Annotated in this window: 21 protein-coding genes and 1 other RNA gene; 15 read left to right on the top strand and 7 right to left on the bottom strand. The window is 67.1% G+C overall.

Features of this window, described 5'->3' with window-relative positions:
• Positions 1-30: 30 nt before the first annotated feature.
• Positions 31-1,569, bottom strand: coding sequence for a threonine ammonia-lyase, biosynthetic (gene ilvA, locus MLJ35_RS05610; RefSeq protein WP_243383494.1), 1,539 nt, complete (start codon positions 1,567-1,569; stop codon positions 31-33).
• A gap of 546 nt (positions 1,570-2,115) precedes the next feature.
• Here ilvA and MLJ35_RS05605 point away from each other — a divergent pair.
• The 4 genes from MLJ35_RS05605 to MLJ35_RS16190 all read left to right on the top strand — a co-directional run bounded on the left by MLJ35_RS05605 (position 2,116) and on the right by MLJ35_RS16190 (position 6,746).
• A complete protein-coding gene (locus tag MLJ35_RS05605; protein ID WP_243383493.1) occupies positions 2,116-5,343 on the top strand; it encodes a S41 family peptidase in 3,228 nt (1,075 codons plus the stop codon).
• A 162-nt stretch (positions 5,344-5,505) separates the two neighbouring features.
• Positions 5,506-5,922, top strand: a complete 417-nt coding sequence (locus MLJ35_RS05600) for a hypothetical protein (RefSeq protein WP_243383492.1) — start codon at positions 5,506-5,508, stop codon at positions 5,920-5,922.
• 148 nt (positions 5,923-6,070) lie between these two features.
• Positions 6,071-6,421, top strand: a complete 351-nt coding sequence (locus MLJ35_RS05595) for a DUF2200 domain-containing protein (protein WP_243383491.1) — start codon at positions 6,071-6,073, stop codon at positions 6,419-6,421.
• A 70-nt stretch (positions 6,422-6,491) separates the two neighbouring features.
• Positions 6,492-6,746: a cysteine-rich CWC family protein gene (locus MLJ35_RS16190; protein ID WP_420843020.1), complete on the top strand. Its 255-nt coding sequence runs from the start codon at positions 6,492-6,494 to the stop codon at positions 6,744-6,746.
• 68 nt (positions 6,747-6,814) lie between these two features.
• Here MLJ35_RS16190 and MLJ35_RS05590 read toward each other — a convergent pair whose 3' ends face one another.
• Positions 6,815-7,963 (bottom strand): M29 family metallopeptidase, encoded by a 1,149-nt coding sequence (locus tag MLJ35_RS05590; protein WP_243383490.1) that lies wholly within the window; start codon positions 7,961-7,963, stop codon positions 6,815-6,817.
• A gap of 109 nt (positions 7,964-8,072) precedes the next feature.
• On the opposite strand from MLJ35_RS05590, the gene mtgA reads away from it, so the two are divergent.
• The gene (gene mtgA / locus MLJ35_RS05585) at positions 8,073-8,744 is read left to right on the top strand and encodes a monofunctional biosynthetic peptidoglycan transglycosylase (RefSeq protein ID WP_420843024.1); all 672 of its coding nucleotides are present in this window, start codon (positions 8,073-8,075) and stop codon (positions 8,742-8,744) included.
• Positions 8,745-8,747: 3 nt separating this feature from the next.
• On the opposite strand, the gene MLJ35_RS05580 is transcribed toward mtgA, so the two are convergent.
• Entirely contained in the window at positions 8,748-11,795 is a 3,048-nt protein-coding gene (locus tag MLJ35_RS05580; protein ID WP_243383488.1) for a ligand-binding sensor domain-containing diguanylate cyclase, read from the bottom strand.
• Positions 11,796-11,971: 176 nt separating this feature from the next.
• Between MLJ35_RS05580 and MLJ35_RS05575 the strand changes: the two genes are divergently transcribed.
• The 6 genes from MLJ35_RS05575 to nudC all read left to right on the top strand — a co-directional run bounded on the left by MLJ35_RS05575 (position 11,972) and on the right by nudC (position 15,837).
• Positions 11,972-12,961 (top strand): malate dehydrogenase, encoded by a 990-nt coding sequence (locus MLJ35_RS05575; RefSeq protein WP_243383487.1) that lies wholly within the window; start codon positions 11,972-11,974, stop codon positions 12,959-12,961.
• A 117-nt stretch (positions 12,962-13,078) separates the two neighbouring features.
• Positions 13,079-13,297, top strand: a complete 219-nt coding sequence (locus tag MLJ35_RS05570) for a hypothetical protein (RefSeq protein WP_243321490.1) — start codon at positions 13,079-13,081, stop codon at positions 13,295-13,297.
• Positions 13,298-13,359: 62 nt separating this feature from the next.
• Positions 13,360-13,629, top strand: a complete 270-nt coding sequence (locus MLJ35_RS05565; RefSeq protein ID WP_243383486.1) for a MoaD/ThiS family protein — start codon at positions 13,360-13,362, stop codon at positions 13,627-13,629.
• Position 13,630: 1 nt separating this feature from the next.
• Positions 13,631-14,737, top strand: coding sequence for a WD40/YVTN/BNR-like repeat-containing protein (locus MLJ35_RS05560; RefSeq protein WP_243383485.1), 1,107 nt, complete (start codon positions 13,631-13,633; stop codon positions 14,735-14,737).
• A 62-nt stretch (positions 14,738-14,799) separates the two neighbouring features.
• Positions 14,800-15,048 (top strand): hypothetical protein, encoded by a 249-nt coding sequence (locus MLJ35_RS05555; protein ID WP_243293600.1) that lies wholly within the window; start codon positions 14,800-14,802, stop codon positions 15,046-15,048.
• Positions 15,049-15,072: 24 nt separating this feature from the next.
• Positions 15,073-15,837, top strand: a complete 765-nt coding sequence (gene nudC / locus MLJ35_RS05550; RefSeq protein WP_243383484.1) for an NAD(+) diphosphatase — start codon at positions 15,073-15,075, stop codon at positions 15,835-15,837.
• Positions 15,838-16,196: 359 nt separating this feature from the next.
• On the opposite strand, the gene MLJ35_RS05545 is transcribed toward nudC, so the two are convergent.
• Positions 16,197-17,243, bottom strand: a complete 1,047-nt coding sequence (locus MLJ35_RS05545; RefSeq protein WP_243383483.1) for a nucleoside 2-deoxyribosyltransferase — start codon at positions 17,241-17,243, stop codon at positions 16,197-16,199.
• 34 nt (positions 17,244-17,277) lie between these two features.
• On the bottom strand, positions 17,278-20,679 hold the full coding sequence (locus MLJ35_RS05540) for an adenosylcobalamin-dependent ribonucleoside-diphosphate reductase (protein WP_243383482.1): 3,402 nt from the start codon (positions 20,677-20,679) through the stop codon (positions 17,278-17,280).
• Between the two features lie 283 nt (positions 20,680-20,962).
• On the opposite strand from MLJ35_RS05540, the gene ffs reads away from it, so the two are divergent.
• Positions 20,963-21,066, top strand: an RNA gene (gene ffs / locus MLJ35_RS05535) — signal recognition particle sRNA small type.
• Positions 21,067-21,278: 212 nt separating this feature from the next.
• Here the strand turns inward: ffs and MLJ35_RS05530 are convergent.
• The gene (locus MLJ35_RS05530) at positions 21,279-22,151 is read right to left on the bottom strand and encodes a TIGR02757 family protein (protein WP_243383481.1); all 873 of its coding nucleotides are present in this window, start codon (positions 22,149-22,151) and stop codon (positions 21,279-21,281) included.
• Positions 22,152-22,356: 205 nt separating this feature from the next.
• Between MLJ35_RS05530 and MLJ35_RS05525 the strand changes: the two genes are divergently transcribed.
• A complete protein-coding gene (locus tag MLJ35_RS05525) occupies positions 22,357-22,689 on the top strand; it encodes a hypothetical protein (protein ID WP_243321475.1) in 333 nt (110 codons plus the stop codon).
• 73 nt (positions 22,690-22,762) lie between these two features.
• On the opposite strand, the gene MLJ35_RS05520 is transcribed toward MLJ35_RS05525, so the two are convergent.
• On the bottom strand, positions 22,763-23,278 hold the full coding sequence (locus tag MLJ35_RS05520) for a hypothetical protein (protein WP_243383480.1): 516 nt from the start codon (positions 23,276-23,278) through the stop codon (positions 22,763-22,765).
• Between the two features lie 111 nt (positions 23,279-23,389).
• Here MLJ35_RS05520 and hemH point away from each other — a divergent pair, with 111 nt between their 5' ends.
• Together hemH and MLJ35_RS05510 are read left to right on the top strand one after the other, a co-directional pair.
• Positions 23,390-24,337: a ferrochelatase gene (gene hemH / locus MLJ35_RS05515; RefSeq protein ID WP_243383479.1), complete on the top strand. Its 948-nt coding sequence runs from the start codon at positions 23,390-23,392 to the stop codon at positions 24,335-24,337.
• Complete coding sequence (locus tag MLJ35_RS05510; protein WP_243383478.1) at positions 24,334-25,593, top strand: protoporphyrinogen/coproporphyrinogen oxidase; 1,260 nt, start codon at positions 24,334-24,336, stop codon at positions 25,591-25,593. The genes hemH and MLJ35_RS05510 overlap by 4 nt, the downstream gene beginning before the upstream one ends.
• Positions 25,594-25,627 lie beyond the last annotated feature (34 nt).

Genomic DNA, 25,627 nt, shown 5'->3' with positions numbered 1-25,627 from the left:
GTCTTGGTGGTGATCTTTCCCTACTGCGTGCTATCCCAGGAACAGCTTGTACGCCGGGTTGTCCCCTTCATCCACGAACTGGTAGCCCAGGCCGTCCAGGAAGGCCTGGAAGGTCACCTGATCTTCAGGGGGGACCTGGATGCCGGCCAGGACGCGGCCGTAGTCGGCGCCGTGGTTGCGGTAGTGGAAGAGGGAGATGTTCCAGCCGCGGCTCATGCGCTCCAGGAAGCGGAGCAGGGCGCCGGGCCGCTCGGGGAACTCGAAGCGGTAGAGCCGCTCATGGGTGGCCGAGGGCGCGCGGCCCCCCACCATGTGGCGCACGTGGAACTTGGCCATGTCGTTGTCGCTCAGGTCCCGGGCCTCCAAGCCTTCGGCCCGCAGGCGCGCCAGCAGCGGTTCGATCTCCGAGCGGTCCGCCACCTGCAGCCCCACGAAGATGTGGGCCCGGTCCGGATCCGCCAGGCGGTAGTTGAACTCGGTGACGGACCGGGCGCCGATGAGCTCGCAGAAGGCTTTGAAGCTGCCGGGCCGCTCGGGGATGGTGACGGCGAGGATGGCCTCCCGCTTTTCGCCCAGCTCCGCCTGTTCGGCCACGAAGCGGAGGGTGTCGAAGTTCGCGTTGGCGCCGGAGAGGATCGCCACCAGGTTCCCGCCGCCCGCTTCCGCGCCCTGGCGGGCCGCCCAGGCCTTGAGCCCCGCCAGGGCCAGGGCCCCGGAGGGCTCCAGGATGGAGCGGGTCTCCTCGAAGACATCCTTGATGGCGGCGCAGATCTCGTCCGTGTCCACCCGCACCATCTCGTCCACGTGCTGCCGGCAGAGCTCGAAGGGCAGGGCGCCCACCTGGCTGACGGCCACGCCGTCCGCGAAGAGGCCCACCCGCTCCAGCTTCACCCGGTGGCCCGCCGCCAGGGAGCGGGTCATGGCGTCCGCGTCCGCGGGCTCCACGCCGATGATCCGGATCTCCGGCCGGAGGCGCTTGAGGTAGGCGGCGATGCCGGCGATGAGGCCTCCGCCGCCCACGGGCACGAACACCGCCCGCAGCCCCCGGGGCATCTGGCGCAGCAGTTCCAGGCCGATGGTGCCCTGGCCCGCGATCACGTCGGGATCGTCGTAGGGGTGGATGTAGACCTTGCCCTCGGCAGCCATGAGGGTCTGGGAGTGGGCGTAGGCCTGGTCGAAGGAGTCCCCGTGGAGGACGACCTCCGCGCCCAGGCGGCGCACGGCATCCACCTTGATGCGGGGCGTGGTCACGGGCATGACGATCACCGCCTCGCACCCCAGCTTACGGGCGGCCAGGGCCACGCCCTGCGCGTGGTTGCCCGCGGAGGCGGCGATGACCCCCTTGGCCCGCTCCGAGGGCTCTAGCTGGGCGATCTTGTTGTAGGCGCCCCGGAGCTTGAAGGAGAACACGGGCTGGAGGTCCTCGCGCTTCAGCCACACGGGGCAGCCCACCCGGCCTGACAGGCGCGGCGCCGCCTCCAGGGGCGACTCGATGGCCACATCGTAGACCAGGGCCGTGAGGATGCGCTCGAGGAGATCCTGGGGAGGCTGGACCGTATCTGGGCTCATGGGTGCTCCGGGCAAATAGGTCATAACAAAACCCCACGGGACCGCGCGAGGTGCGCCGGGCGAGCGAGGCGAGAAACGCGAGTCGACGCGTAGCGGGTACTACGCGCGACGAGCGTGACGCTGCATCGCGACGCCCGCCGCCCATCGCCCGGAGGGATGAACCCAGGCAGGCGCCCCGCGGCGTCAGGGCCCTTGAACGATGTGCCGCATCGCCCAGCGGGCCCTTCCTTGCGGTGCATACTGCCTGGGTTCATCGCGGCTCCGTCGGGTTTTGTTATGACCTCTTATGAAGAACCCCCCGACCTTGCGGTGCGGGGGGCTTGGAATCGTGGATCGGATCCGGCCTATGCCCCCTCGCGCGACGGAATGATCGCGTTGGCGGCGCTAATGATGGCGGGACCGGCGTGGAACATGGAAAGCCTGTTGGAAGGTCAACCTAGCATCGATTTCCAGGCGCCACAAGGCGATTCGGGACTTCGTCCACGTGGGGCTCACTCCCTCCTCGTGAAGCGATGTATAGTGATCCACCCTTCACCGGAGTCTTTGATGCCGCGCTTCCGTGCTTCCGCCGTGCTTCTCGTGGCCTGCGCCCTCGTGGCCCAGGACCGCGCGCCCCGCTTCGTCAGCTCGCCGGATGTGCATGGCGATCGCGTGGTCTTCACCTGGGAAAGCGACCTCTGGCTGGGCTCCCTCAAGGGCGGCGCGGCCCGCCGCCTGACATCGCATCCCGGCGTGGAGACCGCGGCCCGCTTCAGCCCCGATGGCAAGTGGATCGCCTTCAGCGCCCAGTACGACGGGGCCACCGAGGCCTATGTCATGCCCGCCGAGGGCGGCACGCCGAAGCGCCTCACCTGGAGCGGGTACGCCTCCGTGCAGGGCTGGACGCCGGACAGCCTCCAGGTGGTGGTCAAGGCCCTCGGCGGGTATGACCGCCGTCCCATCGAACGGCTCTTCACCGTCGATCTGGAAGGCCACGAACCCGCGGCCCTCGCGGTCCCGCGGGCCGTCCAGGGCACCCTGTCGCCGGATGGCCAGCGCCTGGCCTACAGCTCCAAGGGACATGTCGAGTACTACTGGAAGCGCTACAAGGGCGGCCTGCACCAGGACCTCTGGCTGGCGGACCTGAAGACCGGCGGCTTCACGAAGCTGACGGACTACGTGGGCCGCAACGGCGCCCCCATCTGGGCGAACGGCAAGGTGCTCTTCGAGTCCGACCGCGGCGCCAGCGGCATCACCAACCTCTATGCGGTCGATCCCGCCACCAAGGCCGTGGAGCAGCTCACGGACCTGAAGGACTTCGACGTGCAGCAGCCCAGCACGGACGGCCGCACGGTGGTCTTCGAGCAGGGCGGATACCTCCAGGCCCTGGACCTGGCCACGAAGACCGTTCGCCCCGTGCCCGTCACGACCGCCAGCGATGCCTGGAAGGTGGCGCCCCATCCCGTGAACCCCAAGGAGTGGATCCAGGCCATGAGCCTGACGGGCCAGACCGCCGTCTTCGAGGCACGTGGCGAGGTCTTCCTGCTCCCCACGGACGCGGCGAAGCCTGCGAAGAACCTCACGCAAACGCCGGGCGTGCGCGAGCGCTTCCCGCGCCTGTCGCCGGATGGCAAGCGCGTGGCCTATTTCAGCGACGCCAGCGGCGACTACGACCTCTACGTGCAGCCCGCGGAGGGCGGTGCGGCGGAGCGCATTCCCACAGGTCTCAAGACCGCCCTCTACCACCTGGAGTGGAGCCCAGACGGCACGAAGGTCCTCTTCGGCGACAAGAGCTTGGCCATCTACGTCATGGACGTGGCCACGAAGAAGCTCACCAAGGTGGACGAATTCCACGACCTGAAGAACGACCAGTTCTCCTGGGAGGTGAGCGACTACACCTGGGCGCCGGACTCCCAGTGGGTGGCCTACTCGGTGGTGGAGCCCAGCCGCAACGGCCGCATCATCCTGTTCAACCTCGCCACGAAGCAGAAGGTGGCCCTCACGGATGGGTTCTACGACTGCGTGAACCCCACCTTCGACCACGACGGCAGCACCCTCTACTTCCTGAGCTACAGCAACTTCCACACGCAGCTCGATCCCAGCCAGGACAACCACATCCAGTCCGCGCCGGTTCAGGTCATGGCGGTGAAGCTGCGGGCCGGTGAAGACAAGACCTCCGCCGTAGCTTCGCTTTCGAGCGCCTCCGCCTTCCGCATCGATGTGGCCGGGCTGTCCGACCGCATCGCGCCCCTGCCTGTGAAGCCCGGCAACCTCTTCCACCTCAAGGCGGGAAGGGGGATCGTGGGCTGGGACGAGGTCGGGGGCTGGGACGACAACGTGGTGGAGGAGTTCTACGCACCCCGCGGCGCCGACAAGTGGAAGCTGCACCTCTATGATGCCTCCGCCAAGAAGGACAAGGAGGTGGTGCTGACGGATGCCATCAGCGACTGGACCTTCGATGCCGAGGGCCGGCGCCTGCTCCTCCGCAAGGGGCCGAACTTCCACGTGGGCGAGGCCGCGGCCGTGTTCACCTCCAAGGCCCTGCCCGAGAAGCTGGACCTGGAGCGGATGATCATGACCGCCGATCCCCGGGCCGAGTGGAAGCAGATCTTCGAGGACACCTGGCGCTGGTACCGGGACTTCTTCTATGACGCGAACATGAACGGGAACGACTGGGCCGCCATCGGCGCCAAGTTCCGCGCCTGGCTGCCGGAGCTCAATTCCCGCCAGGAGCTCAACTGGCTGCTGAGCCAGATGGTGGGCGAGCTGTGCGTGAGCCACACCTATGTGTCCGGCGGCGACCTGGGCCCGGCCAAGCTGGCTCCGAGCCCGGTCCATCCGGGGTTCCTCGGCGCCGACTTCAAGGCCGAGAACGGCCTCTACCGCTTCGCCAAGGTCTATGGCCCCACGGCCTACGCCCGAGACCTCAAGGCGCCGCTGGCCGATCCCGCGCCCAAGGTGAAGGAGGGCGACTACCTGCTGGCCATCGACGGCAAGCCCCTCAAGGCCCCCGAGGCCATCGAGTCGCGTCTCCAGGTCATCAAGGGACAGAAGGTCACGCTGACGGTGAACGCGAAGCCCACCCTGGACGGCGCCCGCACCGTCGAGGTGGAACCCGTCCCCAATGACGGGTCCCTGCGCTACGAGCACTGGGTGGCCGGCAACATCGCCGCCGTGGACAAGGCCTCGAACGGCCAGCTCGGCTACATGCACCTCACGGCCATGGGCGACCAGAACATCGGCCAGTTCGACAAGTACTGGCGCGCCTTCCGCTACAAGAAGGGCATCGTCATCGATGTGCGCGGCAACGGCGGGGGCTGGACCGAGTTCTTCATGATCGACAAGCTGGAGCGCAAGCAGGTGGGCTTCAACGTGCTGCGCGGCATGGGGTCCTTCCGCTACCCGGGCACCGCCAGCGACGGCCGCTACGTCTTCCTCACCAACGAGCAGAACGGCAGCGACGGCGAGGCCTTCCTCGAGCACGTGAAGGCGCGCAAGCTCGGCACCATCGTGGGCGTGCCCAGCTGGGGTGGCCTGGTGGGCATCATCAACACCCAGCTCACCCTGGACGGCGGCCGTGTCGAGCAGAGCAACAACGGCTTCTACGGCCGTGAAGGGAAGTGGTGGGTGGAGAACCACGGCGCCGACCCCGACCTCACCGTGGAGAACGACCCCGCCAGCCTCCTGCAGGGCCACGACCGCCAGCTCGAAGTGGGCATCGAGACCCTGCTGAAGCAGCTGCGCGACAACCCCACGCCTGCCTTCCCCGCGGTGCCGGCGTATCCGAAGCGATGAGCCGTTCGCGGTAAAAGAAGGATCACTACCAAGGCACCAAGAAAAGACAAGGCAGCTGGCGATGGACGAGGAGGGACGGCGGTGGGAGAGTGATCCCATTAGCGTCCTCTTCGTTCATCTCCGTCTAAAGGAACTTAAGCGTCTGTAGAAAGGAGGGCCGAAGTGAACACACTGCCTAGAATGCAGACGAGCCGATTTCTGTTATTCCGGCGCCTGATCATCTTTATTCTCGCCGGACTGCTGATCTGTTACCACATCTATACCCTGTGCGATCTGTATCTAGGTGTTGGGAATAGTGTGCATACAGCATTCGAATACGTGCAATCGGTCCTTCGAGTGATGATTACTCTCAGTTTATTGCTCGTCGCCTTTGGTAAACGCTGGGCATTGTATGGAATGTGGGCCGGTATCACCGGGCTTGTTGCAACGCACTATTGGGCGCACTTCGGGAAACTGCCCGTCGATTTCACCCTGGGTAGGCATCCGCTCTCCTATCTTAAGGGCTTTATTTTTCCGTCAATCATCACCATGGCATTCCACACTTCAAGCCAGAATGGCAATTCAAATGCAGACGCCTAACCTCTGGCTCAAGTCGGACCCCGCCTGCATTGCCTTCCGCGCTCTCAGCGCTCCACTTCCTCGGCTCCACTCGACGGCTCGGTGTAGGCGGGTCCGGTTAACTTCATTCGCCAGGCATCCCTGAACGATCGAACCAAGAGACACCCTCATGCCCCCACGCGAAATCTCAAAGCTGCTCTTCACGACGGTCTATCCGCTGTACGTGCAGAAGGCCGAACGCAAGAACCGGACGAAGGAGGAGGTGGACACCATCATCTGCTGGCTGACGGGCTACAGTCGCGAGCAGCTCCGGCACCACGCCGTCGTCCACATTGATTTCCAGGCTTTCTTTGACCAGGCCCCGGCGATCCACCCGAACAGCGCTCACATCAAGGGGGTCGTGTGTGGCGTTCGCGTCGAGGACATCCAGGACCCCATCACCCAGAAGATCCGGTATCTCGACAAGCTCATCGACGAGCTCGCGAAGGGCCAAACCATGGACAAGATCTTGCGCCAGTAAAAGGGGGTGGCCCGCATGCAGGCGACCATCGCCACCCTGCGTCCCTGAACCGCCATTCCGAGTTCCGACCATGCCCCTCGACGACCAGAGCCTGACCGCCGCCCAGAGACAGACCTGCCCCCTTTGCGGCGGGCCGAACGGATGTGCCCCCGCCGCCTGCGGCCATCTGGACGCGCCCTGCTGGTGCACCACCGTCACCTTCAACCCGGCTTCGCTGGCATTGGTGCCAGAAGAGCTCCGGAACGTGGTCTGCCTCTGCCCCTGCTGCGCCAAGGCGCCGCCCGCAAAAGGAAATCAGCCACGGATGAACACAGATGAACACTGATAAGGCGCGCTGGCTTTCATCCGTGTCTATCCGTGTTCATCCGTGGCAAAACTCTCTGCGGCATGGGATCAGAATCCGACGGTGTAGGCTCCATCCCGCATGAGCGGCGCGGCGCTGCCGTTGGCCATCGCGAGATCCACGGACAGCACCTTCACGTCGGGCTGAGTCTCGTGGACGTAGACGCGGTCGATGTGGATGACGGCCTCGGGGCTGCTGAAGTCCTTCGGTCCCACCTGGCCGCCGAAGTGGTCGCTGCGGCCGAAGGCGAGGTGGAGGCCCAGCTTCTCGTCCAGGAGGATCTCGCCGATGGGCTTCACGCCGAAGGCGGAGAGCACCCCCAGGCCCAGCTCCGCCAGGTTGCCGTAGGCGGGCTCCTGGGCGAGGTGGGCGGCCTCCTCCCGGGACTTCGGCCCTTCGGAGACGACTTCCAGGGCCTTGTTGCCCTCAATGCGGTAGCGCACCACCTCGGATCCGAACTGCACGGGCATCACGCCCGCCGTTCGGCTGGGATCGCCCTCACGCTCGCCCTCGTAGGGCACGATGTAGGCCTCGCCCGAGGGCAGGTTCCCCGCCACGCCCGGCGCAGGCAGCAGGCCGCCGGAGGCGTGGCCCGTGCGGTGGCGCAGGTCCACGAAGAGCTCGCAGGGGCCGTCGGGGGTGCCGAAGCGGAAGCTCGCGCCCTCGGCCCGGTCCAGCAGGTCCTTCAGGAGGTTCACACGGCGGTTCACCTCCGTGTAGTCCAGGCGCAGGGCGGGGATCATGTCCGAGCGGAAGCCGGGCATGGTGGCGGCGCGGATGGGGTGGGTCTTCGCGGCCAGCTTGAGGGGGGCCGTGGCGGAGAACTTCGTGAGGGCGATGAGGATGGGGTGGCCGGCGTAGAGCTCGGTGAAGCTCACGGAGGCCGCGGGGGCCAGCGAATCGGCGGAGGGCAGGGGACCGCCGGCGTGGATCCAGGCGCGCTCGGGCAGGTCGCCGTTGTTGGTGTGGACGTTGGGGTAGACCACCAGGCGGGTCTCCAGCCCCAGTTCACTGCGGTGGGCGTTCAGCGTGTCAGCCCAGGCCTGGGCGATGGCGCGGCGCTCGATCCAGCCGGCGTCGTCCGGCACGTGCAGGTCCGGCAGGTCCACCAGGATGGCCAGGGCCTTGTCCTCCGGCCGCGGCAGGAACACCCGCCGCACCAACGCCACCAGTTCGGGTCCCGTCAGGGCTTCGCTCATGCCGTCCTCCGCCTGCGAGGATGCCACAGGGCGGCGGGGCTGGCATCCTGGAGGGATGGCGAAGAAGAAGCGCGGGTGGGGCGGACGGATCCTGGTGGTCCTGGGTTGGATGCTGGGCCTGTTCCTGGGGATCAGCGTGGTGCTGGTGGCGGTGTTCCGCTTCGTGCCGGTGCCCGTGTCGGCCCTCATGGTCCAGCGCCGGGTGGAATCCTGGTCCAGCGGCAAGCCCTATGTCTCCCATCACCGCTGGGTGCCCCTGGAGGACATCTCGCCCAGCCTCGGCGCGGCGGTGATCGCAGCCGAGGACCAGAACTTCCCGGACCACTTCGGCTTCGACTGGGACGCCATCGAGAAGGCCATCCAGCACAACGAGCACAGCCGCAAGAAGCGCGGCGCCTCCACGGTGTCCCAGCAGACGGCCAAGAACCTCTTCCTCTGGAACAGCCGCTCCTGGACGCGGAAGGGCGCGGAAGCCTGGTTCACGCTGATGATCGAGCTGGGCTGGTCGAAGAAGCGGATCCTCGAGGTCTACCTGAACATCGTGGAGTTCGGGGACGGCGTCTACGGCGCCGAGGCCGCGGCCCGCACCTATTTCGGCAAGCCCGCCAAGCGCCTCACGCCCGGCGAGGCGGCCCTGCTGGCCGCCGTGCTCCCCAATCCCCGCAAGTTTCGCGCGAATGCCCCCAGCGAGTACGTCCGGGGACGCCAGGCCTGGATCCTGAACCAGATGCGGCAGCTGGGCGGTGAGCAGATGGTGAAGGAGATGGAGGCGAAGCTGTAGGCCTCAATGCCACACCAGATCCCCCTCGCGGGGGCTGTGGCGCAGCTCGACGGCGCCGGCCTGGGCGCAGAGGGCGGGGCCCTGATCGAAGCGCTGGGCCAGGCCCTCCGGCAGGCCGGAATGCGCCGCGACGCCCACCCAGCCGTCCCGGCCGGAGCGCTTGGCGGCGTAGAGGCAGCGGTCGGCCACGCGCACCTGGTCCTCCCAGGAGGCGGCCTCGAGGTGGTCTGACTGGAAGGGGAAGAGCGAGAAGCCGATGGAGCAAGTGATCTGGATGGGTTGCGGCAGGTCCAGGTTGAAGGCGTGCTCCCGAATGGCCTGGTGGAGGCGCGCCACCACCGTGGCGGCGCCATCGAGATCGGCGGTGTGGCCCACGAAGAGGATCTCCTCGCCGCCCCACCGGATGAGGAAGTCGGACTCGCGGGCCTCGTGGCGGAGGACGTCCGCCACCTGCTTCAGGGCCAGATCGCCCGCGGCATGGCTCCAGGTGTCGTTCACGCGCTTGAAGTGGTCCAGGTCGATCATGGCGAAGACGAGGCAGGTCTCGCTGGGGCTGTGCTCCGCGGCCAGGTGGTCGCGCTGGGCGCGCAGGACGAGGGCGATGACCGGAGGCAGCTCCTCCTCCAGGTAGCGCCGGTTGCGCAGGCCCGTGAGGGGGTCCGTCGTGGAGATGGTGGCCAGGGCGAGGTTGCTCAGCTCCAGGGCTTCGGTGCGCTGGTAGACCAGGACCTTCAGCTCCTCGTTGCGCTTCTCCAGGAGGCGCAACCGCCACCGGAAGGCCATCAACCCGGCGCACACGGCCAGGCCGCCCCAGACGGGCCAGGCCCACCAGCGCAGCCACCATGGGTGCAGCACCAGGAAGGTCACGGCAGCCACGGGACCGGCCGTGCCGTCATCCAGCAGGGCCCGGACTTCCAGCCGGTAGGGGCCGGGCGGCAGGGCCTGGTAGCGGAGGTCCTGGGTGGGGATATCCACCCAGCCCTCGTCGAGGCCGGTCAGGCGGGACTGGAAACGGATCCGCCCTTCGTGTTCGAAGGTCAGGGAGGTGAAGTGGGCGGCCAGCGTGCGGTTTCCGTAGGGCACGGGCCCCAGGTCCACGGGGCCCGCAAAGGGGTGGTCCCACTGGCGGTCTCCCAGCCGGAAGGAGACGAAGAGGGTTGAAGGCGGATTCTGGGCCTCGAGCCGTCGCTCGGGGCTGTGGTGGAGGAGTCCCGCCGTGGAGCCGAACCAGACACCGCCATCGACGTCCACCCAGGTGGAGAAGGGATTGCAGTCCGTGCTCGTCAGGCCGTCCTCCCGCCTGAACAGGCGGTGCTCCGTCCCATCCACCCACTGGACGCCGCGGGGGCCCCCCACCCACAGACGGCCTGCGGCATCCGCCGCCAGGCTGTAGACCGAATCGCTGGCGAGGCCTTCCTTGCGGGACCAGTGCCGCACCACCCTGGGCGCCTCGCCCCGGAGGTCCACGAGCGTGAGCCCCATGGGTTCCCGGTAGGCCACCCAGGCGGTTCCGTCGGGCAGGGGCGCCAGGGCCGCGAGGGGGGCTGGCCGAAGGCCGATGTCTGGTCCCCAGGTCCGCCAGGTGCCGCCGTCCTGGCGGGCCAGTCCTTGTCCTGTCGCCGCCCAGAGGCGACCCTGGGCGTCCTCGTGAAGGGCGGTGATGGCGTCCTCCGCGGTGGTCCCGGGAATCTCCGCCCGGTGGAATTCGGGATGACCGGCGGGATCCGAGACGCGCCACAGGCCGTCATGAGTGGTCCCCACCCACAGGTCGCCATGCCGGTCGAAAAGCAGTGCCACGGGGAGCGCCGGAGCCTTCGAGGGAGGCAGCTGGATCCGCGTCAGCCGTGACCGGTCTGGGCTGATGCGGACCAGGAAGGGGTGCTCACCGGCCCCCCAGATGGACCCATCCACGCTTTCACGGAGCGCGTAGAGCACCAGCCCTGCTGCTGCGGGGAAGGGTGCCGGGCCCTTGGCCTCCATGCGGGCGAGGCCGCCGCTGGTGTCGACCCAGAGCACGCCGGAGCGGTCCCGCAGCAGGCCCCATATGTTGTCCGCCGGCAGGCCGTCCAGCCGCGTGAAGTTCTCCCAGGCGCCGCGGCCGAGGAGACGGTGCAGGCCCAGGCTGGCCACCCAGAGGTTGCCCGCGGCGTCGACGAAGGCCTGGTTGGCCCAGCCCGAGGGCAACCCGCGGCTTTCGTCCAGGATCCTCCAAGAGCGATCGGTGAAGTGGAGCAGGCCCTTGGCGGTGGGGACGAACACGCCGCCGTCACCGTCGGGGCAGAGGGACTCCTCGTAGAAGCTGACGCCCAGGGGTGGGAGGCCCAGGGCCGGAAGGGTCAGGCGCGTGCCCCTGGGGGCGAGCACGCGCAGCTGGCTGGGAGTCCGTACCCACAGGGTGCCCGAGCGGGTCCTCAGGAGGGCTTTCACCTGTTCCGCGGGCACGCCTTCGTGGGCCGACCAGGTCTTCCAGGTGCCATCTCCGCCGCGCTGGTGGAGGACGGATGATCCGCCCACCCAGAGGGTTTCGCCGTCCAGGCCCAGCGAATAGGCCGGGCCGCCCGGCCAGCCCGGGGCCGGCTTGAAGTGGGGTTCGCCATCTTCGCTCTCGAACAGCCCCGACTCTGCGGCGACCCAGACGCTGCCCTGCGTGTCGCGCAGGATCTGGTGGATCTGCGCCCTGGCCAGGGGATCTGCGGGTTCGAGGATCTGGATCTGACCATCGCGCAGCAGGCAGAGGCCTGCCCGGGTGCCGATCCAGAGGCTGCCGTCCTCGTTGGGGCCGAACGCGCGAACCCAGGCCGAGGGCAGGCCTTCGGGGAGGCTCCACAAGCGGAAGCCCGTGCCATCGAAGCGGTAGGCGCCACCTTCAGTCCCTACCCAGAGGAAGCCCTCTGCGTCCTGGGCGATGGTGCTGAGGCTCGTGTGCTCCAGGCCCTCCTCCGGGCCGTAGCTGCGGAAGACCATCCGCCCGGAGACGGGAAGGCCTGCAGCAGGAACGCCCAGCGCGAGGCTGGCGAGCAGGAGGAGGCGGGCGAGGTGGAGGAGGCGCATGGACCGGTCAGATTCCATCCTATCGGATGATGGACGCCGGATCTTTCCTATTGGTGGGTTGGCTGAATCTTTCCATGGGACTGACCAGTGGGAGGATCTAGATCACGGATTCCCGACCTGCCGGTTTTCAGTGTCAGCGCGAGGTATAGAATGAACCATCTTCCAGGAGGAATCTCATGAAGCCCCCCGTTCGCGTGGCCGTGACCGGCGCAGCCGGCCAGATTGGATACAGCATCCTCTTCCGCATTGCCAGTGGCGCGATGCTGGGCGAGGACCAGCCGGTGATCCTGCAGCTCCTGGAGATCACTCCGGCCCTGAAGGCGCTGAACGGCGTGGTCATGGAACTCAAGGATTGCGCCTTCCCCCTGCTGGCGGGTGTCGTCACCTCCGATGATCCCAAGGTCGCCTTCAAGGATGCTGACTACGCGCTGCTCGTGGGCGCACTGCCGCGCAAGGCCGGCATGGAGCGCAGCGACCTGCTGAGCGCCAACGGCGGCATCTTCAAGCCCCAGGGCGAGGCCCTGAGCGAAGTGGCCAACCGCAACGTGAAGGTGCTGGTGGTGGGCAACCCCGCCAACACCAACGCCCTGATCGCGCTGTCCAACGCGCCCAAGCTCAAGCCCAGCCAGTTCCACGCCATGGTGCGCCTGGACCACAACCGTGCCATCTCCCAGCTGGCCGAGAAGACCGGCAAGCCCGTCACCGCCATCCAGAAGATGACCATCTGGGGCAACCACAGCACCACCCAGTTCCCCGACCTCTACCACGCCACCGTCGACGGCAAGAACGCCTACGAGCTGGTCAATGACCACGAGTGGTACGAGAAGACCTTCATCCCCACCGTCGCCAAGCGCGGCGCCGCCATCATCGAGGCCCGCGGCCTCAGCAGCGCCGCCAGCGCCGCCAGCGCCGCCATCGCCCACATGCGCTCCTGGGCCCTGGGCACCCCCGAGGGCGACTGGACCAGCATGGCCTTCCCCTCCGACGGCAGCTACGGCGTGCCCGAGGGCCTGGTCTACGGGTTCCCCGTCACCGTGAAGAACGGCCAGGTGGAGATCGTGAAGGGCCTGGAGATCAATGCCTTCAGCCGCGCCAAGATGGACGCCACCGCCAAGGAGCTCGAAGAGGAGCGCCAGGCTGTGAAGGACCTGGGCCTGGTCAAGTAGGAATCCCCTTCAGCGGGGAAACCAAGTGGAAGCGCAGGGGGAGCGATCCCCCTGCGCTTTTTTACAATGGCGGACCGGGGTCTGGAACCTATGCTTGGTTTGAGCCGGAGGTGGACCATGATCGAACAGGTCGAACGGCGCAAGAAGCCCTGGAGCCGGATCGTCGGCGTGGAGCGGCGGGCGGCGCCGCTGCACGATCTGGCCGGACACCCCCTGCCTGATCCCACGCGGCTGGAGGACGAGGAATTCGTGGCCGCCCAAGCCGAACTCGAGGCGGCCAGGAGGAAGTCCGCCAGGAAAGGCGAACCGAAAGACGATCCGGACTGGTTCGACTAGATCTTTCGTGTCTTGACAGGTAGAAATCCCTGGAGGACAGTGGCCGGGCTTCCAGGATTCGCATGGCCCATGTCGCCTTCACCCGCAACCTCCAGCGCCACGTGGCCTGCCCGCCATGCGCGGTGGTGGGCGGCACGGTGCGGGAGAGCCTGGAGGCGGCCTTCACCCTGTATCCGAGGCTGCGGGGCTACGTGCTGGATGAGCATGGCGCCCTGAGGTTCCACATGGCCGTCTTCGTGGATGGCGCGCCCATCGCGGATCGCCGGGGGCTCAGCGATTCCGTGTCCGAGGCCAGCGAGATCTACGTCATGCAGGCCCTTTCGGGAGGCTGAGATGGACCAGTTGCTGATTTCCACCCGCAAGGGGCTCTTCTCCGCCCGGCGGACCAAGCGGGGCGTCTGGGACCTCGAGTCGGTGTCCTTCCTGGGCGACAACGTCTCCCTGGCCATGCAGGATCCCCGCGACGGCGCCTGGTACGCGGCCCTGGACCACGGCCACTTCGGGGCCAAGCTGCACCGCTCGAAGGATCGCGGCGCCACCTGGGAGGAGGTCGGCGTGCCCGCCTATCCCACGCCTCCCGAAGGCCACGTGGAGAAGGACTTCCTGGGCCGAGAGATCCCCTGGCGCCTCATCCGCTTCTGGTGCCTCACGCCGGGACTGGCCTCGCAACCGGGGCTGCTCTGGGCGGGCACGCTGCCGGGCGGCCTCTTCTGGAGCGAGGATTCCGGCGCCACCTGGCACCTGGTGGAATCCCTCTGGCACATGCCGGAGCGCCGCAAGTGGGCCGGCGGAGGCGCCGACTCGCCCGGCATCCACTCCATCTGCGTGGACCCCCGGGACGGGAACCGTGTGGCGGTGGCCGTCTCCAGCGGCGGCGTGTGGCACACGAAGGACCTGGGGAAGACCTGGACCGCCCACACCAAGGGCATGCGCGCCGACTACGCGCCGCCGGAGCTGGTGGAGGCGCCGGAATCCCAGGACCCGCATCGCATGGTGCAGTGCCCCGGGGCGCCGAACGTCTGGTGGGTCCAGCACCACAACGGCATCTTCCGCAGCACGGACGACGCCATGACCTGGACCGAGATCAAGAACGTGAAGCCCTCGGTCTTCGGCTTCCCCGTGGTGGTGCATCCGAAGGATCCCGACACGGCCTGGTTCGTGCCTGCGATCAAGGATGAGCGCCGCATCCCCGTGGAGGGCCGCGTGGTGGTGAACCGCACCCGCGACGGCGGCCGCACCTTCGAGACGCTGGGTCGCGGCCTGCCCGAATCCTGGGCCTACGATCTGGTCTACCGCCACGGGCTGGATCTCGACGACAGCGGCGAGCGCCTGGCCTTCGGCTCCACCACGGGTTCCGTGTGGATCAGCGAGAACAGCGGCGATGACTGGATCACGCTCGCGGAGCACCTGCCGCCGGTGCATGCGGTGCTGTTCGTGTAGCGACCGGGTACCATGGACGACTGGCGCGGCGGACCCTCCGCCCGCCGCTTCCCGGAGGATTCGTGACCCGCATGGCCCGCACCCTGGCTGCCCTGATGTTCGGTGGCACCCTGCTGATGGCACAGCTCCCCAACCCGCTGGGCCTGCCGGATCCCCTGGGCCTCTCCAAGAGCCCTGCGCCGAGCCGAGATGGCCGCCGAGCCGAGCGGAAGCCCAGCCGGGAGCGGGACCACGGCAGGCACAAGGGCCAGGAGAAGCGCGCGGGTCGGGAGCGTGAGGGCCGGGAGCGCAAGGGGCATGACCGGCACTAGGATCCGGCCCCTGGGCGAGGCGGCATGAGCGAACAGCGGATCATCTTCCAGGGAAACCGCCTCTGGCTCGCGCCGGAGGCGTCCTTACCCGAGGTGGAGGCGGAGCTTCGGCTGCGCCTGCCCGAGGGACATCTGGCGCTAAGGGTGGCCGAGGATCATCCGGTGCCCGAGGGCGTGGAGGCCGTGGGCCTGCGCGATGCCTTCCCCCGCATGGACCCGGAGGCATGGGCCAGGGCGGGCCGGGCCAGCCAGTGGCTGGAGTGGGCGGCGGGACACCGCTTCTGCGGGAGCTGCGCCACGGCCCTGGAGCCCTGCGAAGGGCCCGAGGCAGGGCATGGTCGCCGCTGCCCGGCCTGCGGGCGGACGGTGTTCCCCTCCAACGCCACGGCCATCATCGTGCTCATCCAGCGCGGGGCAGGGGCGGAGCGGGAGCTGGCCCTGGCGCGCTCGCCCCACTTCAAGCCCGGCGTGTACAGCGCCATCGCCGGCTTCACCGAGCCCGGGGAATCCCTGGAGCAGGCCGTCCACCGCGAGGTGGCCGAGGAGCTGGGCATCCGCGTCCATCATCTGCGCTACTTCGGCAGCCAGCCCTGGCCCTTCCCCAACGGCCTCATGGTGGCCTTCCTGGCCGACCACCTCGACGGCGAGCTGCGGCCCGATCCCACCGAACTGGAGGACGCCCGCTGGTTCCGCTTCGACGCCCTCCCCGACCTGCCCGCCCCCCTCAGCATCGCGAGATGGATGCTGGATTCGGCCGTGGCGGAAGCCGGGCTTGAAACCGGGGCCTGAGGCCGTCAGTCCCCCCGCCCCGGGCTCCACGCTACACTCCAGCTGGGTCAGGGGTCGCATCGTGCCGTCCGGTAGGGCCTTCTCCACCACCAGGCTGCCCTTGCGCTCAATGAAGAGATCCTGCGAATCCTCCCCTCTCCACCACCAGCAGTTCCCCACCCCTGAACCGCACCGGCGCGATATCCGGATGCGCCGCCAGCAGCGACCCCAACTCCGGGTCCGAGGCCAAGTCCAGGGCGATGGGGCCGAGAGGGTCGGGCAGGTAGCTATCTTGTGACGGAGAAGGTCAATCAGCCGCGGATAAGTTCAAATGCAAGACAATATTATAAAATGGATAGTGTAGTGACTAATGGAATCCATTATTCAGCAGTTGGAGTGTCGAATGATTCAAGTAAGAGGCCACCTATTGCTCGTGAGCGAGAAAAAACTGAAAGTGTTTTTTCTAGGTTTTGAGTCATGAATTTAAGCTCGCGGACAGTTGCATCCCTTGCCTGCATAAAATAACGCTCAATATCTGGAGTGTTTGAAATGGCTTGTAATAATTCCTTGTTTTGAGTAATAAATGCCTGAACTGAGGTTTCGCTGCTTTTAATAGTATCTAACATTGCATTGAGGCTATTATAGTCTTCTCGAGTAGAAAGAATTAATTTGTCTTTAAATAAATGACTAATATTTGATTCATACCTAAATAAATTGGATGAATATGAATGGTTTAGTGGTTTTAAAGATTGACTGTATTTTGATAATTCAAGAGCATATCCTCGTATAGCTTGCCTACGCTCGTTTGCGTTTCCGCTAAATTGACTAAATTTATCCTTAGCTTTATTGGTTTTTTCTGTTATAGAAAAAGTTGCTTCTGCAATGGATTGCATGATAGCGGTCAATTCTTCAAGGCTACCTTCGACTTCAGCTACAAAATCAAGAAGGCCAGCAGATTCGGAATTTTCGGGCATTTGGGTTAATTCTATTGAACTATCACCAATGAAGTCACCGACCGGATTCCCAAATAATACCTTCCCGTTTAATGCGTCGGTTGCTAGGTTTATTAGTTGTTCCTTGGCTTCTCTTATTTTTACAAAATCAGTAGAATACGGAATGACACGATATGAACGCAAATCGAATGGCAAGTCTTTAATGTCTTGAGTAAGCATAATCACGGGTCTCTGAAGCGCATGAGCAATTCCAAGTTCATAATAAACATTGGGATTCGCGCCTGTCAGGTCCGCTACAATCAAATGAGAATGAGCGATTGAAGAAATAATATCTGAGAGTATGTTTTGAGAATTATTAATATCATCAGCGCGGAAGACTTCGTAACCGCATCCAGAGAGGGTCTCAGCTAAAAATAGATTATATACATCATTAAAATCCGATGAAAAAGGCATTATTACAAAAGCCTTCGGCATTGAGACTCCTGATGTTTAACGAGCAACAATCCTGCTAGCTGCATCCCGTCGTGGCACCACACGTCTGGCACTTCATGCAGGCGCCGTTGCGGACGAGGGTGAGGTGGCCGCACTCGGGGCAGGGGTCGCCGGTGTAGCCCTTCTCGCGGGCAGCCTGCGCCGCGGAGACGGCCTTGGCCGCACCCACGAGCACGGGCTGGAGGACCGGCTGCGGCGCAGGGGCGGGCGCAGCGGCGGCGGGTTCGGCGCCGGCCTCGGGGAAGGGCAGGGGCGTGCCCGTGGGCAGGCTGGGCAGGGCACCGGCTAGGCCGGGCGCCTGGCTGCCGGGGCGCAGGCCCGTGGCGGCGTTCACGATCTGCTCGGGCTCCACATGGGCCAGGTCATAGCGGCCCAGGTAGCTGATGGCCAGCTCGCGGAACACGAAGTCGATGATGCTGGTGCTCATCTTGATGGTGTCGCTGCCCATGACCATGCCGCCGGGCTCGAACCGGGTGAACAGGAAGGCGTCGCAGAACTCTTCCAGGGGGACGCCGTGCTGGAGGCCCATGCTCACCGCGATGGCGAAGCAGTTGAGCACGGCACGGAAGGCGGCGCCCTCCTTGTGGATGTCGAGGAAGATCTCGCCGAGGCTGCCGTCCTCATATTCGCCGGTGCGGAGGTAGAGCTTGGTGCCGCCCACGGTGGCCGCCTGGGTGTAGCCGCCCCGGCGGTTGGGCATGCGGCGCCGGTAGGTGCGCACCAGCTGCTGGGTGAGCGCCTGGGCCACGGCGGGGGCCTTCTCGGTGGCGGTGGCGGACTCGTCCAGCAGCGTGTCGGCGCCGTCCAGCAGGTCGAGGTTGGTGGCCATGGCCTGGCTCATCTTGGAGCCGTCGCGGTAGAGCGCCACGGCCTTGAGCATGAGCTGCCAGCTGGCCTCGTAGATCTTCCCGATCTCGACCACGGTGGCCTCGGCGGGCAGGTTGATGGTCTTGCTGATGGCGCCGCTGAGGAAGGGCTGGGCGGCGCCCATCATCTTCAGGTGGCCCATGGGGGCGATGTAGCGCTTGCCGGTGCGGCCGCAGCGGTTGGCGCAGTCGAAGATGGGCAGGTGCTCGTCCTTGAGGTGGGGCGCGCCCTCCACGGTCATGGTGCCGGCCAGGGCCAGCAGGAAGGTCTCCACCTGCTCGGCGCTGAAGTCCTTCTTCAGGCGCTCGACATCGATGGCGTAGGCGGGATCGAAGGCCGTGGGGAGCTTCTGCTCCACGACGGCGATCTCCTCCTCCGCCCAGCCGGCACCCTTCAGCATGGAGCGGGTGATGCCGGGAGTCTCGTCGGTGATCTGGAGCCAGCCCACCACGTGGCGCTCGATCTCGTGGATCTGCGCGGGGGCGTAGCCCAGACGGGCCAGGGCCTCGGGGATGGCACGGTTCACCAGCTTGAAGTAGCCGCCACCGGCCAGCTTCTTGAACTTCACGAGGGCGAAGTCGGGCTCGACGCCGGTGGTGTCGCAGTCCATGAGCAGGCCGATGGTGCCCGTGGGCGCCAGCACGGTCACCTGGGCGTTGCGGTAGCCCCACTGCTCGCCGTAGGCGAGGGCGGTGTCCCAGCTTTCGCGGGCGGCCTCGACGAGGCTCTTGGGCACGCCGGCGCCGGTGAGGCCCTGGGGCACGATGGAGAGCTGCTCGTACTCGGAGTCCGGGGCGTTGTAGGCGGCGCGGCGGTGGTTGCGGATGACGCGCAGCATGTGCTGGGCGTTCTTCTGGTAGCCGGGGAAGGGGCCCAGCTCCCGCGACATCTCCGCGCTGGCGGCGTAGGCGTCGCCCGTAAGGATGGCCGTCAGGGCCGCGCACCACTGGGTGCCTTCGGCGCTGTCGTAGGGGATGCCCATGCGCATGAGCATGGCGCCCAGGTTGGCGTAGCCGAGGCCCAGGGTGCGGAAGTCGTAGCTCCGCTGGGCGATGGCTTCGCTGGGGAACTGGGCCATGAGCACGCTGATCTCGAGGACCACGGTCCAGAGGCGGATGGCGTGTCGGTAGCCCGCCAGGTCGAAGCCGCCGTCGTCCGTGAGGAAGGTGCACAGGTTCAGGGAGGCCAGGTTGCAGGCGGTGTCATCCAGGAACATGTACTCGGAGCAGGGGTTGCTCGCGTTGATGGGGCCGTCCTCGGGGCAGGTGTGCCAGTCGTTGATGGTGGTGTTGAACTGGATGCCGGGGTCGGCGCAGGCCCAGGCGGCCTTGTTCACCTTCTCCCAGAGGTCCCTGGCCCGGAGCTTCTTGCTGGTCTTGCCGTCGATGCGCCGCTTCAGGTCCCAGTCGCCATCGATCTCCATGGCGCGCATGAAGGCATCGGGCACGCGGACCGAGTTGTTGGAGTTCATGCCGCCCACGGTGTAGTAGGCGTCGCCATCCCAGGAGGTGTCGTAGCCCTTGAGGTCGCGGTCGAAGTCGCCGTCGGCCAGGCGGCCCAGGCACTGGGTGAGGAAGGCCGGCGGCACGCCCTCGCGCTTGGCGCGGGCCAGGGCCTTGCGCAGGGCCTCGTTGGTCTTGGGATCGGCATCCTTGCTGGTGGAGCCCTCCACGGACTGGCAGAGGGCGTCCCAGTGGCGGCGCACGACGGCGCTGCCGGCGGCCAGCATGGCGACCTTGCGCTCCTCGGTCACCTTCCAGTCGATGAAGGCCTCGATGTCGGGGTGATCCAGGTCGAGGCAGACCATCTTCGCGGCGCGGCGGGTGGTGCCACCGCTCTTGATGGCGCCCGCGGCGCGGTCGCCCACGGCCAGGAAGCTCATGAGGCCCGAGCTGCGGCCGCCGCCGGAGAGGGGTTCCTCCGAGCCGCGCACCTTGGAGAAGTTGGTGCCTGTGCCGGAGCCGTACTTGAAGATGCGGGCCTCGCGGGTCCACAGGTCCATGATGCCGCCCTCGTTCACGAGGTCGTCGGCCACGCTCTGGATGAAGCAGGCGTGGGGCTGGGGGCGCTCGTAGGCCGAGGTGGACCGAGTCATCTCGCCGGTCCGCGGGTCCACGTAGCTGTGCCCCTGCGCCGGGCCCGAGATGCCGTAGGCGAAGTGGAGGCCCGTGTTGAACCACTGCGGGGAATTGGGGGCGCACATCTGGTCGGCGAGCATGTAGGTCAGCTCGTCGTAGAACGCCTGGGCATCGTCGGCGGAATCGAAGTAGCCGTGGGTCTCGCCCCAGTGGCGCCAGCAGCCCGCCAGCCGGTGGAAGACCTGGCGCGCGTCCTTCTCCCCGCCGTTCTGGGCGTCGATGCCCTTCCGGCGGAAGTACTTCTGGGCCAGGATGTCCACGGCCACCTGGGACCAGGCCTCCGGCACCATCACGTCCTTGGCCTCGAAGACCACGGTGCCGTCGAGCTTGGAGATCCGGCTGGTCCGGGGGACGAAGCGGAAGCCTTCCAGGGGGTCGTGGCCAGCCTTGGTGAAATGGCGGGAGATCTTCATGGTCGGTCCTGGGGGTCGGGGTGGGGGGGAGCGGTTCGAGGAGAGGGCATTCCCGGAGGCGCGCAGAGCCATCCCCTGTACCGGGGCGCTTTGGGGGGTGACCTCTATGGGTTGTGCCGGGAGAAAAGGATGGCCCCAACATGTGGGGGTGTCAAGGGTGCCCCACCGGATTTTTCCAGCAATTAAAAAACCCCATGAAATCCGTCACTTCGAGGGCCGGTGCGCCTCCGCGGTGGCCCCTTTCCCTGGCGCGACCTGCCCCTTCCGGACTACCCTGTACCCAAGCCGGGCCCCATGCATCGGGGTGCGATGAACCGGGTCAGGTCGGAAGAAGCAGCCCTAAGTCGTTAGGGCGGCCCCCCGAGTGCCGTGGCAAGCCCGGCCCTTTTGCGCCTGCGCAGAAGGGCCGGGCTTGCCACCGCTCAGGCTGCGCCTACGCGAATCGGCACTGGCCTGCGCTTCCAGTGGGTCCCCGCTCCGCAGAGCCCCCAGGGCTCTGCTCCGCGACCCACTTGGGTCGCGCACATGACCAGCCCGGCCCTTGGTTCCAACGACCGCAAGATGATTGGAATAGGGATCTTGGACTTGATTTGCTTTTCCTATCTCGGAATCCGCGCAGCGGATTCCGAGCCGGCACGACACACCGTGTACAGCGGACACTCCGCGCACGTGCTTCGGTGGCGCACCCCGGGGCAATCGCCCAGGATGCCAAGGTGGCTGAGGGCGAAGTCGTAGCGGAGAGGATCGACGGGATCGAGGCGGCGCAGGGCCTCGGTGATCTCCCGGGCCATTCGGCCGTCGGGCGTGGCGCGGCGGGTGAGGCCGATGAACCGCGACACGCGGGCCACGTGGGTGTCCAGCGGGATGACCAGCTGGTGGGCCGGATAGCGGGTCCAGAGGCCGAGGTCGGGCCAGCCCGGGCGGACCATCCAGCGCAGGAACATGCGCCAGCGCTTGCAGGCGGCGCCTTCCAATGGGTCGGGCAGGGAGAACCGGGATCCGTAGGAATCCGGCAGCTCGGTCCGGAGGCGCTGCACCAGTCGAGAGAGCGCGAGGTCGGGATCTTCGCTGGGCTGGGGCTGGAGGTGGGCCTCCAGGCCGCTCCCGCTCTGCGCGTCCAGCCGCTTCCAGGCCAACAGCCAGGCCGCGAGGTCGTCGGCCGTATGGAACCGCCAGGCCCAACCGGCCAGCGAGCCGTTCAGGCTCCGCCTGAGCTCGGCCTCCGACCGCTCGCGGAGCCAGGCGGCCGGCTCACGGCCAAGAGGCGCCAACGCGGCCTGCACGGCCCGGATCATGGGGGCGACCCGACCGTAGGCGAGATGGGCCGCCACGAACGCGGCCACTTCCTGGTCCAGCGGCGCGTCATAGGCCAGGGCCACGGAGAGGGGATCCTTGGCCAGGGCCCCTGCCGTGTCATATCGCTCGCACAGGCCGTCGAGGCGGGCTTTCAGGGTGGCTCGCGAGGTTCCCATTCCGTCCAGTGTCCCAGCAGGCGGCCGTTGGCGGCAAAAAACCGCACCACGTGTCTAAAATCACTATGTAAGCAAATGCGTTGCCGTTATCCTGATGAACGGTGGCCCGTGGCCCCATTGGGAGAAGCAACCGCACATGATGAACCTGCGTGGCCTTGGAAACCTGGCGAAAATCCTCGAAGAAGCAGCAAAGCCCGATTCCGTATTGCGTGAAGACCGCGAGAAGCCCAAGCCCAAGGTTCTCAAGAAGGGAGAGAAGGCCGCGAACACCCGGACCATCGATCCCAAGCGGAAGGTCTGGTACGAGAAGCGCCTGAAGGAGATCACGGCGAAGGCCGCCGCTCCTGAAGCCCCCGCCGCTGGCCCGGTGAGCGCCCCGGCGGTCCCCGCCGCCCCGGCCCTGGCCAAGAGCGTGGCCTCCAAGGTGGGCGGCTCTCTGCTGCAAACCCTGGCTGCCGCCAAGGACGCCAAACCCAAGACCGACAGTCCCAAGCGCTCCGAAGCCTGGCGCCGCAAGCCGGGCGAATCGATCTTCTAGGCTCAATCCATTCATGAAAAACGAGGCGGCTCTGCCGCCTCGTTTTCGTACCGCGGGGCGGTCGCCCCGAGTCTCAAGCCTGTGCAGAGGCAGTCCGCAGGTGTTTCCGTCCGATCCAGGTGGCGGCCAGGGGGCGCTCGAAGCGACCGCTCCGGAGGTCACCGAGGGTGAGCAGGGCGAGGTCCAGGATGGGCGTGCCTGCGTCCAGGGTGCCGTCCGCCAGGTGGGCTTCCAGGTCCGTGCGAGCGAAGGTTCGCACGTGGCCTGACACGCGGGCGACGACGGTCTGGGGGTCGAGGAGGCCCAGCCCCAGGCGCCCGGCCGCCTGTCCCACGCTCCGGAGCATGCCGTCGATGGCGCAGCCCGAGGGGTTCGAAGCCAGGGTGGGCTCTGCGATGGCCAGGATGCGATCCTCCAGCAGGGTCCAGATTCCCTGGTACTGGACGCCCTTGTGGCGCCAGCGGCCCATGAGCGCGTCCATGTCCGGGGCCAGGAGCGCCGCGTCCACCGGCCGGTCGAAGGCCACGAGCCAGAGCCGGGCCTCGTCGGGCAGGGCGGCGAAGGCGGACAGGGAGGCGGGGGTGGCCATGGCGGACTCCAGTGTCAGAACAGTTTATGGGATGCCGGGCATGCCGTCGTCATGCCGAGTCCGGGTTTCCGTGACGAAAGTTCCGCCATGTCTCGCGTAAGGTGGAAGGTGATGCGAGATACCGCGATCCTGCTCCTGAACCTCGGCGGTCCAGTGAACCTGGACCAGGTCGAACCCTTCCTCGCAGCCCTGTTCGGCGACCGGGACCTGATCCGGCTGCCCGGGCCCGCCTGGCTACAGGGCCCCTTGTCGAGGCTCATCGCCCGGCTCCGGGCTCCGGGCGCGAAGGTCCGCTACGGGCAGATCGGGGGCGGCTCGCCGCTGCTCCGGGAGAGCGCCCTCCAGGCCGCGGAGCTGCGCACCGCCCTCCGCGCCGCCGGCCGTCCCGAGCTGGTGAAGCTGTGCTTCCGCTATGCCGCCCCCCGGGCCGAGGGCCTGCTGAAGGCCCTGAAGCGCGATGGTGTCCGCAAGGTGGTGCCTGTGACCTTGTATCCCCACGACTGCCGCGCCACCACGGGTTCCAGCCTGCGCGAACTGGTTGTGGAAGCGGCGAAGGCGGGGATCGAGATCCTGCCGGGGATTGAGCACTACGCCACGGACCCCGACTACCTGGACGCTCTGGAACGGCCCCTGCGCGCGGCGCTGGAGGACCTGCCCGAAGCCACCGTGATCTTCAGCGCCCACAGCCTGCCCGTGCGCCAGATCGAAGCCGGCGATCCCTACGAGAAGGAGATCGCGGCCACCCGCGAAGCCCTGATCGCCCGCATCGGCCCCATCCCCGGCGGCTACCTCCAGGCCTACCAGAGCCGCACGGGCCCCGTGCGCTGGCTGGAGCCGCCGCTGAAGGACGTCCTGGAGACCATGGGCGGCAAGGACGTGATCATCGTGCCCATGAGCTTCGTGAGCGAGCACATCGAGACCCTGCACGAGCTCGACATCGAATACCGCCACGTGGCCGACCAGGCAGGCATCCGCACCTACCGGCGCGTGCCCACGCCGGGTACCGATCCGGCCTACATCCGCTGCCTGACGCGGCGTGTCCTGGAGATCCTCCCATGAGTACCCTCATTCTCGGCGGCGGCGTGACGGGCCTGGCCGCGGCCTGGCATCTGCAGCGGAAGGGCGAATCCGTCGAAGTGTGGGAAGCCGCGGCCTCCGTGGGCGGCTGGATGAAGACCCTGCCCTGGGAGGGCGGCCACTTCGAGACAGGGCCCCAGGGCGTGCTGTGGCAGAAGGGCACGGCTGTGGACCGCCTCTTCAGCGCCATCGAGCTGCCCTTCAAGTCGCCGGGCACCGGCGCCCGCTGGGTGGGGAAGGGCGGGCGCCTGATCCCCGTCCCGGCTTCGCCCGTGGGCCTGGTGACCTCGCCGCTGATGTCGGTCGGCGCCAAGCTCCGGATGATGCTGGAGCCGTTCCAGCCCGTGCGTCCGGCTGAGCCGGAGGAGGGCCTAAGCGCGTTCATCCAGCGGCGCCTTGGCAAGGGCGTGGCCACGGAGCTGCTGCCGTCCATGATCGCTGGCGTCCTGGCCGCACCCGCGGAGATCCTCTCCGTGGACGCCATCCCCAAGTTGCGCCAGTGGGAGGCCACCGGCAGCCTGGTGAACGGCATCCGCAAGGGCGGCGTGAGCCACATGGTGGTGCCCGAGGGCGGCATGGGGCAGCTGCCCATCCGGCTGGCTTCGAAGCTCGCCGCCGTGCGGGCAGGCCTGCGGGCCGAGCGCCTGGAGGCCCTGCCGGAAGGCCGCTGGCGCGTGAGCGGCGGGGGCGAGGTGCGCGAGGCGGATCGCGTGGTGCTGGCGCTGCCTGCCTACGAGGCGGCGACCCTCCTTGGGCCCGTGGCGCCGACGAGCGCCGAGGCGCTGGCGGCCATCCCCTACACCTCCGTGGACCTCTGGCACAGCCGCCACGCGCCGCTGCCCGCCCTGAAAGACAGCTTCGGCTTCCTCATCCATCCGCCCGAAGGGCGCGGCTACCTGGGCTCCCTCGTGCCCTCCTGGATGGATCCCCAGAGCGCGCCGGAGGGCGCCATGCAACTCCGCAGCTTCATCGGCGGAGCCTTCGGCAAGCCGGCGGACCTGGAGGCCTGGGAGGGCGTATACGCCCGCCTCAAGCACTGGGTCCCCACGCTCAGCGACCCCGCGGCCGTGCGCCACGAACGGGCCGAGCGGGCCATTCCGCGCCCCGAACTGGGCCACCGCGCGCGGGTCCGGACGGCCCTGGAGGGCCTGCCCGCCGGCGTGGACTGGCTGAGCAACGCCCGCTTCGGACCCGGGGTCCGCGACATCCTGGAGGGGCTGGAGGCCTGGATCGGCTAAGAGGTCCAGAAGGGTGGTATGGTCGCTTATTTCC

This window comes from Geothrix alkalitolerans (genome assembly GCF_022808885.1).
Lineage (GTDB): Bacteria > Acidobacteriota > Holophagae > Holophagales > Holophagaceae > Geothrix > Geothrix alkalitolerans.
Note: the sequence above shows the minus strand (reverse complement) of the source record. Positions and strands in the feature narration are given on the sequence as shown.